The sequence below is a fragment of the Bryocella elongata genome (genome assembly GCF_900108185.1).
Classification (GTDB): domain Bacteria; phylum Acidobacteriota; class Terriglobia; order Terriglobales; family Acidobacteriaceae; genus Granulicella; species Granulicella elongata.
This window is the reverse complement of the sequence record NZ_FNVA01000008.1, coordinates 272,465-283,926: the sequence shown is the minus strand read 5'-3', so window position 1 is coordinate 283,926 and position 11,462 is coordinate 272,465. Positions and strand designations below refer to the sequence as shown.

At 61.4% G+C, this 11,462-nt stretch carries 12 protein-coding genes; 3 read left to right on the top strand and 9 right to left on the bottom strand.

The features are described from left to right. Positions 1-40: 40 nt before the first annotated feature. The 4 genes from C4S68_RS20915 to C4S68_RS20900 all read right to left on the bottom strand — a co-directional run bounded on the left by C4S68_RS20915 (position 41) and on the right by C4S68_RS20900 (position 3,166). On the bottom strand, positions 41-934 hold the full coding sequence (locus tag C4S68_RS20915; protein ID WP_103935064.1) for an HvfC/BufC N-terminal domain-containing protein: 894 nt from the start codon (positions 932-934) through the stop codon (positions 41-43). Beyond that, a complete protein-coding gene (bufB, locus tag C4S68_RS20910) occupies positions 931-1,794 on the bottom strand; it encodes an MNIO family bufferin maturase (RefSeq protein WP_103935063.1) in 864 nt (287 codons plus the stop codon). Before bufB ends, C4S68_RS20915 begins: the two co-directional genes overlap by 4 nt. Before the next feature lie 103 nt (positions 1,795-1,897). Further along, entirely contained in the window at positions 1,898-2,185 is a 288-nt protein-coding gene (locus C4S68_RS20905; RefSeq protein WP_103935062.1) for a hypothetical protein, read from the bottom strand. A 222-nt stretch (positions 2,186-2,407) separates the two neighbouring features. Further along, positions 2,408-3,166 carry a DUF1223 domain-containing protein gene (locus C4S68_RS20900; protein ID WP_103935061.1) on the bottom strand — a complete coding sequence of 253 codons (759 nt, stop codon included), beginning with the start codon at positions 3,164-3,166 and terminating at the stop codon, positions 2,408-2,410. Positions 3,167-3,333: 167 nt separating this feature from the next. On the opposite strand from C4S68_RS20900, the gene C4S68_RS20895 reads away from it, so the two are divergent. The 3 genes from C4S68_RS20895 to C4S68_RS20885 all read left to right on the top strand — a co-directional run bounded on the left by C4S68_RS20895 (position 3,334) and on the right by C4S68_RS20885 (position 4,786). Further along, entirely contained in the window at positions 3,334-3,798 is a 465-nt protein-coding gene (locus C4S68_RS20895) for a DoxX family protein (protein ID WP_103935060.1), read from the top strand. Between the two features lie 116 nt (positions 3,799-3,914). After that, positions 3,915-4,544, top strand: a complete 630-nt coding sequence (locus C4S68_RS20890; protein ID WP_103935059.1) for a sigma-70 family RNA polymerase sigma factor — start codon at positions 3,915-3,917, stop codon at positions 4,542-4,544. Then, on the top strand, positions 4,535-4,786 hold the full coding sequence (locus tag C4S68_RS20885; protein WP_103935058.1) for an anti-sigma factor family protein: 252 nt from the start codon (positions 4,535-4,537) through the stop codon (positions 4,784-4,786). Before C4S68_RS20890 ends, C4S68_RS20885 begins: the two co-directional genes overlap by 10 nt. Before the next feature lie 151 nt (positions 4,787-4,937). Here C4S68_RS20885 and C4S68_RS20880 read toward each other — a convergent pair whose 3' ends face one another. From C4S68_RS20880 to C4S68_RS20860, 5 genes are read right to left on the bottom strand one after another with little or no spacing between them, the layout of a single operon-like run. Next, entirely contained in the window at positions 4,938-5,357 is a 420-nt protein-coding gene (locus C4S68_RS20880; RefSeq protein ID WP_235011761.1) for a hypothetical protein, read from the bottom strand. A gap of 58 nt (positions 5,358-5,415) precedes the next feature. Then, a complete protein-coding gene (locus C4S68_RS20875; protein ID WP_235011760.1) occupies positions 5,416-6,201 on the bottom strand; it encodes a superoxide dismutase in 786 nt (261 codons plus the stop codon). Positions 6,202-6,238: 37 nt separating this feature from the next. After that, entirely contained in the window at positions 6,239-9,163 is a 2,925-nt protein-coding gene (locus C4S68_RS20870) for a heparinase II/III domain-containing protein (RefSeq protein ID WP_160115270.1), read from the bottom strand. A gap of 59 nt (positions 9,164-9,222) precedes the next feature. Continuing rightward, positions 9,223-10,107, bottom strand: coding sequence for a fumarylacetoacetate hydrolase family protein (locus tag C4S68_RS20865; RefSeq protein ID WP_103935055.1), 885 nt, complete (start codon positions 10,105-10,107; stop codon positions 9,223-9,225). Beyond that, positions 10,104-11,462 (bottom strand): aspartate aminotransferase family protein, encoded by a 1,359-nt coding sequence (locus tag C4S68_RS20860; protein WP_103935054.1) that lies wholly within the window; start codon positions 11,460-11,462, stop codon positions 10,104-10,106. The genes C4S68_RS20865 and C4S68_RS20860 overlap by 4 nt, the downstream gene beginning before the upstream one ends.

Genomic DNA, 11,462 nt, shown 5'->3' with positions numbered 1-11,462 from the left:
CGCAGAACAGAAAACGCCCGCTTCGGTACAGGCTCCTGTCCTAAGCCGGCCGCTCTTCGACTCGGGGAGCGCACAGCCAGCCCAGCTGCGACGCGTGCGCCAGGCACTCCTGCACCACCTGCGCCTGCCGCCCCGCCGACACCGTCTTCCCCACGAACGCAGCGGTCAGCGACTCCGCCAGCGTCCGTCCCTCCTGCAATGCTCCCAGAAGCCGGAAGGCCTCCGGGCCGATGCGCCGGTAGTACACCTGGTCGTCATAGCGATGCACCGCGAGGTACACCGTCCGCCGCCGCATCGCCGGAAGCCTCAGCTCGGCCGGCCCGCTTCGCTCCTGCGATGCGCTGCTCGACATCTCCGTCTCCGGAGTCCCGCGACGCACCGCCAGCACCAGGTCTTCCACCGGATAACTCAGCTCCAGCAATCGAAGATGCGGCTGCAGCTCAAACCTCGACTCGGGACCGATCCCCGCCAGCTCCGCCAACGACAGCGGCTCCAGCCGCTCCCCGTCGAACGCATCCACATACGCCCATTCCAGCCGCGCGACATCCACCGCCAGACGATACCGCCGCCCAGCAAGCTCAGGGTGCTCCTCCAGGAACTCCGGCAGCTTCGCTCCCAGGTCCCGCAACGTCCACGAGATCGACGCATGCTCCTTGAGGTACGCCAGCACCAGCGCATCGAACCTGCGTTCGCCCAGCACAGCATTCACCGCCGGAAAGTCCTCCGACACCGCGCCGATCACCCGAAACCAGTACTGCCGGTTGTAGATCTCCAGTCGCTCGAAAGAACTCAGCTGCGGATTCGGCGTGATGTAACTCGCAGCACGCTCCTCCATCAAGGTTCCATCTTCCGTGACAGTCTGCATCGCAAAGCCTGCCGCCAATGGCCGGCGCACATCCTCCGCCATGCGACGCTGCAGCTCCAGCAGGCTCATGCCATCACCTCGTCGAGCTCCAGCGCCCGCGCGGGCTCGAGGAACCGCATCGCCTTCAGCGCCTCGGCATGCACCTCATCGAAGGAAGGGATGTTGTCGTCCCACTCCAGCAGCGTAGCGGTCGGTCCGCACCGCTCAATCGCACGTTCGTAAAGCTTCCACACAGGGTCCAGCACCGGATGATCATGCGTGTCCAGCGTGTAGCGCTCAAACTTTGAGTGACCCGCGATGTGCATCTGCGCGACGCGCTCTGCAGGGACGCTGTTCACATACTCCATCGGGTCGAACCCATGATTCTGCGATGACACGTAGATATTGTTCACGTCGAGCAGGATGCCGCAATCCGCAGCCTCAACTACCTCGTTCAGGAACTCCCACTCCGTCATCTCTGATTCGTGAAACTCCGCATAGCTGCTCACGTTTTCGACAGCGATCGGAATCTCGATAAAGTCCTGCACCTCGCGAATGCGCTGCGCCGTATTGCGCACCGCCTCGAACGTATACGGCAGTGGCAGCAGGTCATGCGTGTAACGCCCGTCCACACTGCCCCAGCAGAGATGGTCCGAGAGCCACGGCGTCTTCGTCCGCTTCGTAAGCTCTTTGAGCCTCCGCAGATGATCCCGGTTCAGCGGCTGCGCGTTGCCGAAGTACATCGACACGCCATGCTGCACAACCCGATATTGATCGAGGATCGCGTCCAGCATCCGCAACGGACGGCCGCCATCGATCATGTAGTTCTCACTGATGATCTCGAACCAGTCCACCACCGGCTTGCGGCACAGGATGTGATCGTAGTGCGGTACCCGCAGCCCAATGCCGACGCCGTAGTCCGTGAATGCGTTGAAGCGATTGGCTGGCATGGCTCTCCCTTGCAAATCGTAATGGCGGTCGCTGCAGACTGAAGTTCACTGCAGAAAAACAAATGGGAGGCCCATGATCCGGACCTCCCACCGGGGGAGGAAGTTAGACAGCCTTCGGCGCCTTGGAACCATCGGTAGCGCAATCGCCCTTGCCCTTGCAGGAGTTCTTGCCGGCATTCTTGCCGCCGCCCTGGCCCTTGCAATCGTTCTTGCCCTTGCAGGAGTGCTTCGCAACGTCCTTCTGGTCAGCCTGCGCCAGCAGCGTGCCAGCGGTGGCCGATACATGGCTGTTGCCCGAGGTCGTCTGTGCGTTCATGCGGACAGCGGTGCCGCCCATCATGCCAGCCAGTGCAGCTGCGAGTGCGAGGGTGTTTACGGTGGTCGTCTTCATGGGATTGTCCTTTCGGTTGGGGCCAGGCGGCCAGCCTGGACATGGGAGGAGTTGCGGTGGGGAGACCGCCTGCAGCTGCTTGCACTACGCTGCCTGGGCTCGCCTGGATGTCGGTATTGCTTTTTTCTTGTTGCCGCCGGTTTGAAGCGAAAAGACCCGCCGGGTTACAGAAACTTCCAAACTTTTTTCGCGGGCCCAGGACACTTGCAGGGAACGCTGGAACTATAGCGGCACAGTGACTGCCGCGACAATCCTTCCCTGATGAGGTTGCTGTGCGATCAACACGAGATGCCTCGGACTGGCTCCGCCGAGATCCGCAGGCAGGTTCACCTGTGCCGTCTGGTCGGAATCCCCGCTCAACGTCGCCACCTTCGCCATCAGTCTCACAACGGAGACATGCGCGAGTGTTCGCCCTGCATTCTCCCCACGCGCCACGCTCGAGTGATCCGCATCGTCCGCAATCACCGCGAGGATGTCGTACGCATGAGCATCCGGCGCCTTGAAGTGGAAGCTCACATTGAGCTTCCCACTGTCCACCTCATGCCCAGCGATCCCCAGCGCTCCATGCGCGAGGCCGGCGTCTTCATGCAGCGCCTTCTCCAGCGCCGGACCGTTCCCGCCCACAAACTCGGCCCTCCCGTTCACCACCATCTGGGGCGTGTACGGTCCGCGGCTCGAAAGCTTGTCCGCATACACCTCCTGCCGATCGGTAAAGGCCTGCTGCGAGAAGGGATCCTTCCACCCCAGCTGGTTCCAGTACGTCACATGCTCGCTGAGCCCGAGAATCAGCTCCCCCGAGTTATGTTGCAGGTTGATTCGGCGCAGGAAGTCGTCGGCAGGCGGGCAGCTCGAGCATCCCTCCGACGTAAACAGCTCGACCACCGCCACCGGCTCACCGCCCGGATTTGGCATCGCCGCCCATGGCTTCGCGGGTGCGGCAGCCACAAGGAAAAATGCAGGAAAAACATAACGTAGTCGCATAGTCAGCACCTCACATTGCCGAAGTCACCATCAGACGCACCTCCGCCACAACGGTTACATCGCCAGCCGAAGCAGATTGCCTGTAACCGAATCCCGACCGGTGTCTCTAACGAGGCGACGCTGGCAGTGCACGCCTGCCTCAATACTTCTTCCCAAAGGGAAAAACCATGAACAAGCTCATCGAACATCACCAGCGCGTCGTGCGTGCGCTCTGCCAGCTTCAGTCCCCCATGCTCCTCGCCGTCCGCCTCTACTGGGGCTTCCAGTTCGCCCAGACCGGCTGGGGCAAGCTCCACAATCTCGCGAAGATCACCGCCTTCTTCACCAGCCTCAACATCCCCTTCCCCGCCATAAACGCGCCCGCCGTCTCCACGCTGGAGTTCGTCGGCGGCATCCTGCTGATGCTCGGACTCGCCTCCCGTCCCGTCGCCTTCCTGCTCGCCTGCAACATGCTCGTCGCGTACTGGACCGCCGATCACGAGGCCCTCACCTCCGTCTTCTCGGACCCCGGAAAGTTCTACGTCGCCGATCCCTACACCTTCCTCTTCGCCTCCCTGATGGTGCTCATCTTCGGCGCTGGCTTCTTCTCGCTCGATACCCTCATCGCAAGGAGGCTCCAGGCCACCCGGTAGTTCACTCCCTCTGTAGGTGCAATCCAGGAGCTCGACTCCAGGGGCGTTTTCTCCCACCGAAAACGCCATCACACGTCATTTCCGGGATAATCAGCAACAGGGAAAATGCTCTAGACATGCAACCGCCGCCCACCAGGCAGTCCGAGACCGAGATCATCACCGCAATCCTTGCCGGTGAGACCCAGCTCTATCACGAGCTCATCCGGCCTCATGAGCGAACCGTCTACATGATGGCGTTGTCCTTTATGAAGAACGAAGCAGAAGCCGAAGATGTCGCTCAGGAGGCCTTTCTCAAGGCCTTCCGCGCCCTGTCGACCTTCCGCCTCGAGTCCCAGTTCAGCACCTGGCTCATCAGCATCACCTTGAACGAAGCTCGCAGTCGCCTTCGCAAGCAAAGCAACGTTCGCATCCAGTCGCTCGATGAAGACCCTGACGAAGATCGCCCCATCTCCCCCGCGCTGCTGCGAGACTGGCGCGAGATCCCTTCCGAAGCCCTCGAGCGCATGGAGGTTCGCACCATCCTGCAACAGGCCGTCTCCGCACTGCCGGAGATCTACCGCCAGGTCTTTCTGCTTCGCGATGTAGAAGAATTGAATGTAAGCGAAACCGCCGAGGCGCTCCAGATCAGCGTCCCGGCCGTAAAAGTCCGGTTACACCGCGCTCGGCTCATGCTGCAGAAGCAGCTCACACCCCTGCTGAAAGCAACGCAGCCCGCACAGAAAAGGAGGTGGATCCCTTGGTCATAGACTGCAAACACGTCTGGGGCTATATCTCCGAGTACATCGACGGCTCGCTCTCCGAAGAGACGCGCAGGATGGTCCAGAACCACCTCGACCACTGCGAGCTCTGCTCCGCTGTCCTCGACTCCACGCGCAACATCATCATCCTCACCGCGGACGAGCGCGTCTTCGAGCTCCCCGCCGGCTTCAGCGAACGCCTGCACGCCCGCCTTGACGAGGAGCTGCGGCCACCCTCGACATCACCCTGAGGAGCCTCTGCACGAGTCACGCTTTGTCAGGGCTGGGCTTCAGCCCCGTCATAAACGGCCGCAATCACCGGGCTTTAGCCCCTGAGGTGTCGAAGCTTGACATGGCGATGATCTGTGCAGAGCTACCTGAAGCGAAACCAGTAGCCACCATCTACGCGTTATGCACGATCCGATGCGTCACATACTCCGCGAGCACCAGCACCAGCGTCACGATCGCCAACACGATCTGAATCCGCTCCGAGCGCAACTGCTTCGACGTCGGCGGCACCATCCGCCACTGCGCCGCAGGTCGATTCCGCAGTGACCTCACCCGCCAGATCACGTATAGGTTGATCAGCGACCCGCCCACCGCAATCAGCATCATCGGAATCCGCAGCCCATCGCGATGAAACCCGCTGGCCGGCCGATTGAGCCCTGAAGCTGCGGCAAGCGCGCTCAGCCCAATAATCACCCGCACACCGCTGATCGTCATCACCGCGGTACAGGCGCTCTGCAGCAGAATGAATCCAAGGCTTGTCAGGCCAACAAGCCAGCTCCTGCGATTCGTCGTATCAAACGAAGGTTCGGACACGGGATCTCCCTCCGCCACTCTACCGCATTGACTTCAGATTCGCGCCAACAGCCCTTGCTCAGTCCATGTAGGAATGCACCTGGCATGGCAGCTGCGGATCGCACGCCGCACGCTGCGAGAAGTACTTCTCGCTCACCCCATCCCAGTTCACCGCATGGAAGAACGCCGCCACATACTCCGCCCTGCGGTTCTGATACTTGAGGTAGTACGCATGCTCCCACACATCGAGCCCAAGGATAGGCGTCACGCCGCGGCTCAGAGGGCTGTCCTGGTTCGCCGTCGTCTCGATCTCCAGCACACCCTGGTGCGATAACGTCAGCCACGCCCAGCCGCTGCCAAAGACGCTCGCTGCAGCAGCAGCAAACTTCTCCTGAAACTGTCCCTGGCTCCCGAACCGCGCATTCACATCGGCCTTCAAACGGCCCACCGGCGCAGCTCCACCTTTCTGCGACAGCAGTTGCCAGAAGAAGCTGTGATTCGCATGCCCTCCGCCCTGGTTCCGCACCGCCGTCCGCACGTCCTCCGGTACCGCGTTGAGATTCGTGACGAGTTGCTCCACCGTCTTCTGCCCCAGCTCCGGATGCCCTGCAACAGCCGCATTCAGGTTCGCAACATAGCTCGCATGATGCTTGTCATGATGCAGGTGCATCGTCTCGGCATCGATGTAAGGCTCCAGCGCGTCGTACGCATACGGCAAAGGCGGCAGCGTAAAAGGTCCGGTCGTCACAGGAGCCTGCGCCCCGGTAACCGCCTCCAGCCGCGCTCCCGCAGCTACAAAGCCCGCCGTCAATCCAAGCGTCTTGATCGCCTCACGCCGGTCCATCGCCATCTCCTGAAGCAGCATCCCGCCGCTTCATTCTATGAGAGACAGGCCCTGCCGGTCAGCGAGGGACCATAGGAGTCAGGTCCAGTACCGCCGTCCCCGCACCGACGTGAATCCCCCCACCATCGATCGTGCAACCCGACCGGCAACTCGCCCGCACTCCATCGAGATGGGCCAACACTCCGCGATCCGAATGCAGCGTAAGCACCGAAAGATTTGATGGACTCAACTCCGAGAGCAGGTCGACGGGCCCGTCCGCACGCAGCGAACCACCCAGCAACCCTTCGCTCCAGGTAGACACATCCAGCGCTGCGACACCACCCTTCCATCGCGCAACCACCGTCACTTCGCCGCTCTTTCTGTGCTGCGCGACGCTTCCGTCATCAAACGCCAGCTCCACACCTTCGCTCGTGACCTTCATCGTTGGAGCAGGACCATCACGCTCGCCGGGCTGGATCACACTCGCGAGATACGCAGTCTTCGTAGCCTCCCGTGTGCTGAAAAACAGCAGCTGCGGCCGGGACACAACCTTCGTCTCCGCAAGCTCATAACTCGTCAACGGCATCGGAGCTTCACCGCGTCGCGTCTCCAGTGCGGTCGACGCAGCCGCCTGCATCGTCAACCGCTCCGCATCATGCGCCAGAACAAAACGCCCATCCGCAAGGGACGTCTCCACTATGCTTTGCAACGGATGCCACACCTGCGTGAACCGATGCGGCTCCGCAGACGCAACATCATCCAGCACCACCAGCGTACCGTCACGCTTCCACAACAACGTCCGCGTATACCGCTCCAGCTTGCCGCGATACACCGAAGTCAGATCCGCCTGCAACAGCGCAGCCGTTCCTCCAAGCACAGCGTGCTCGATCTTCGGCGAAGCGCCAGCGACCGCATCCCCTGCCAACGCCTGGCTCTCCGCATCGTCATCCACCAGCAGTACGTTGTGCCCCAGCGCCTGGATGTTGTAGCTGTTGTACGAAGGATCCTTGTAGTAATCCGCGTATCCCGCCTCGCCGAGCCACAGCGTTCCACCGCGCGCATAGAACAAACTGCCCTCATCCGCGTGATTGTGATTGAAGTTCTCACCCGCACGCATCGCAATAACATTGGCATCGTCGTTCCATCCGCTCCGCAGCACGGCGATACCCCGCGTCTCGAAGACCTTCGAAGCCGGCTCTGTTTCGGCTGCGTCTCCGGGCTTCTGGATATCACCCTCCCACAACACGCGAGGCAACAACTCAGCCGTGCCCGTGTCGCGAAAGCGGAAGTAATACCTCGCCAGCGACTCCGATCGGTTCATCGCCGCGACGTACGCGAAGACATTCGACGGCCCCGCATCCACATGCGAGTCCCCATAGTCCAGCACGTTGCCTTCGTTGTTATAGACCGTATGTCGCAGATAACTATCTGAGCTCCGCAGTAACTCCTCATCCACCGGCACTCCAAGCAGACGCTTCATCGCAGCTGCCGCTGGAGCCGTCGTCTCCAGGTCGAAGCGGTGGTACGTCACGCCCTCGCCGTAACTGCCATCCGGTGTGTACGCCGCACGAACATGGTCCCGCTCCTTCATGGCCAGCCCCAGTGTGTAACAGCCAAGTTCGGGATCACGGCTTTCCAGAGCCGCCAGCAGCGCTGCGCTGACCGTATTGCCAATCCAGTTGCTCGTATTGAACTGCAGCCGATCCTCAAGCACATACTCTTCATAGATCGGCACAACAGCCTGCCTGCGCAATGCGCTCTCAAGCTCCCTGCGCTCCCCCATACCGAGGTCCGGCCCGAGAAACTCCATCGCCATCACCACCGACCGTGTCATCAGCCCAACGGGATAGTAGCTGTGATACCCATGCGCCGGAAACCATGGATGAACCCACAATGGCCACGCCGCCATCGCCTGCAACAGCCGCCGCGACTCCTCAAGCGACCTCGCGTCCCCGCTCTCGCGATAGTCGATCGCATCCATCAATGCCAGCTCCGATGGTTGCAGCAACAGATTGAAATACGAGGGCAATCCCGCCAGCAGCCAATGCGGGTCCATCGCAGCGATGTTCGCCCCTTCCTCCACATGCGTCTTCGCACGCAGCTCATCTCTGCGCCTGCGAACCGAGGCCAGCATCTCTGCAGAGATCTTCGGTGCTGCATCAAATACCAAAGCCCTTGGACTCTGTGGCCTCACGAGCACCAGCACTTCCGTGTCAGAATGTGCGCTCATCGCATGCAGTATCCACATTCCGACAGGCTCGTTTGCGCTAATCAAGTGGCTGACCTCAGCCCCATCGCCCCGAGCGATCACACGCTCCCCCGGCGCGGACAACGTCCATCGCAGTCCAGGTTCGCTGCTCTGCAACGCCACATGCAACGTCTCACCCGGCGTCAGCGACCGCTGCGCATAGTACAGCTCGCGACTGCCATCCCACAGGGCTGCAGGCTCTCTCACCTTGAGGTGCCGCGTCCCCATCGCCTCCACACGGACATCTTTCATCTCGATCCGCTCGAGACGCCCCACATGCGCCTCCGGCAGATCTTCCGTCAGAGCGATCGCAGTGACCGGAGCCTCCGAGCTCTTCAACGCCACGTCAATCGAAGTCCACATGTTCTCCGCTAGCGTCGCATCATGCCGCTCCTCCTCGCGGCCATGAAAGACGGTCAGCGTCACGTGCGTCGAACGATTCGCAAACGGTGCCCTCACCCACGCATGAAACGAAGCGTGCTGCCCCGCAACCAGCTGCACCCGGCGAATGAACCCGAGCGAAAACTCTCCGTCCTTCGTGGGTGCAGCCTCACGCACCAGCCGGCTCTCGCCCTTCTCCGTCAAGGGGAAGATCGACGGTTCGTACCCGGTCTCCTGCGTCGTGGGATAGCTCTCCCAACCATCGCGCGAACCCGAATCCGGATACGCTCCGGGGTTCGGTTCAAAGTGCGAACGGTACGTCGTCGGACAGGTCACCCCACGACAGCCAGCCAACTCCTGCGCACCGGCAGACATCAACGATCCGCACAGCAACACCCACGTAGCTGATCGAATGAACCCGTGCGCGGCCACGCCTAGCTCAGCCTCACTCGATTGCGCAGTACCCCAATACCCGTCACCTCGCATGAGATCTCATCGCCGTCCTGAAGCAGCCGTCCACGCGCCAGCCCTACACCTGCGGGCGTGCCCATGGCGATCACGTCTCCCGGCTCCAGCGTAAGTACGCGGCTGATGTACACAATCGCCTCAGCCACGGAGTGAATCATCGCCGTAATCGGCGCCCGTTGTACCTCTTCGCCATTCAGGTATCCGCTCACTACGATCTCTCCCGCAGCAAGCCCTGACATCTCATCCGAAGTCGTCACCCAAGGCCCCATCGGCGCCGATCCATCAAACCACTTACCCACGAGCCAATCGAAGAAGTCATCATTCGACCGCTTCTCCCGTGGCTGCATGCGCGAGTTCAACTTTCGCTCCGAGATATCGTTGACCACCGTATATCCCCACACCGCTTCCAGCGCGTTCTCCAGTGTCGCGTTCTTCACGCGCTTGCCCATCACCACAGCAAGCTCAGCCTCGTAGTCCAGGCCAACGTTCTCGCTTACAAGAGGAATGTCCGCCTCAGGATCAAGGATCGTGGTCGCCGGCTTCATAAAGAACTGTGGCGTCAGATTCTTCTCCGGCGCAGCCTCATACCCCGACTCCACAACATGTGCGCGGAAGTTACCCGCCAGCAGCAGGAACTTCGGCGGATCCGGCAGAGGTGCACACCAACGCGCTCCCTCAATATGCGCTCCCGAGCTCAGCAACGCCGCGCATTCATCTAGATTGCTCGACCACGTCTCGATCAGGCCACGCAGGCTCGTGCCTGCAACCACCGACGTGAGATCGACCACGCCCTCGTTCACCGAAGCCGCGACGAATCTCCGTCCATCCTTCTCCGCGATTCCAAGCTTCATGCCTGTACCGCCTTCTCGTACGCCGGCACTACCACTTCAATCAACGCAGCCTCAGCAGCCTCCAGCGTAGCCGCCACATCATCGTCCGTATGTGCCGACGAAAGAAACCAGTTCCCTCGCGGAATGATCCGCACACCTCGGCCAACGATGTCCGATACGAACGCACTGTACAAATCCTGATCCATCGTCAACGACGTCCGATAGTCCGTAATTGCCTGGCCTTCATGCAATGCGACTCCCTGCTTCGGGAAGCCCAGATAGAAGATCACTCCATAGCCTTGAACCACCAGCGGCAGATTTAGCTTCTTCGCCAATCCACGCAAGCCGTCGACCAGCGCCAGCCCTGCACGGTCCGCAGCCGCATACGCCGCGTGCTCGTCCTGCTCCAGCGCGTCCAGCGTCGCAATCGCACCCGCCACCGCCGGAGGAATGCTGTTGTACGTTCCGCCGTGGCCCACCTTGCCCGCCGCAATCAGCCTCATGTACTTCTCAATCCCCGCCAGGCAGCTGATCGGCATCCCATTCGCAATCGCCTTGCCGAAGATCGTCAGGTCCGGCTTGATCCCGAACCGTCCCTGCGCGCCCGCCAGCGACAGCCGGAAGCCTGTGATCACCTCGTCGAAGATCAGCACCACATCATGCTTCGTACAGAGCTCACGCATTCCCTCGAGGAATCCCGGCAGCGGCGGAATCACCGCCGTGTTGCACATCACCGGCTCCGTAATCACCGCGGCGATCTCTCCCCGATGTTGGTCGAGATACTGCTCCAGCGTCGGCAGATGATTCCACGGCAGCACCACCACGTGGCTCTCTTCGCCATCGAATTGACCCGGCGACTCCGCTAGCGTTCGTGGATGATCCCACTCTCCCGCGCGCGTGGGATCAGGCCCAAGGCTGTACAGAATATTGTCCAGCCAGCCGTGATACTGCCCCTCGAACTTGATCACCGTCTTGCGTCCCGTGGCAGCACGCGCCAGACGCAGCGCCCCATGCACCGCCTCCGAGCCAGAGATGCCGAACCGCACCAGATCCGCACACGGCACGATCCGGCACACGCGTTCTGCCAGCTCAATCTCCAGCTCATGCTGCGCCGCATAGATCTGTCCCATCTGCAGCTGCTTGCACGTCGCTTCGATCACGCCTGCATGGGTATGCCCCAGGAACAATGGCCCGCGCCCCAGCACAAAGTCGATGTACTCATTGCCGTCCACGTCCCACAGCTTCGAGCCCATCCCGCGCTCGAAGTACAGCGGAAACGGCTTGTCTCCCGCGCGCACATTGCTGCTCACGCCGCCCGCAAGCGACCTCTTCGCCCGCTCCAGGCTGGCAATCGACTTCGCATAACCGTGGTGCAT